General features: G+C 64.7%; 1 pseudogene. It reads left to right on the plus strand.

Annotation, left to right across the window (positions count from 1 at the left end):
- Nucleotides 1-37: 37 nt before the first annotated feature.
- Nucleotides 38-252 (plus strand): annotated as a pseudogene (locus tag VJI94_RS08590) (competence/damage-inducible protein A); the annotation flags it as partial.

Below are 252 nucleotides of genomic sequence, written 5' to 3' on the forward strand. Positions count from 1 at the left end.
GTTCCGGCTCCGCGGTCTCACATGGACCGAAAGCCAATTGAGGCAAGCGCAAAAACCCGAGGGGGCCGAAGCGATCATTAATCCCAACGGCACTGCGCCCGCCCTGTGGTGTCCATCGGGCACAAAACTCGTGGTCGCCCTCCCCGGGCCGCCGTCTGAGTTCATTCCGCTGGTCGAGAAAGAACTGATCCCCCGGTTAGCCGAGCGGCTCGACGGCCAGGCCCTGTTCTCCCGCGTCCTTCGCGTGGTCGG

Origin of the sequence: Parvimonas sp. D9 (assembly GCF_035282565.1) — a bacterium.
In the GTDB taxonomy this organism is placed as follows: Bacteria; Bacillota; Clostridia; order Tissierellales; family Peptoniphilaceae; genus Parvimonas; species Parvimonas micra.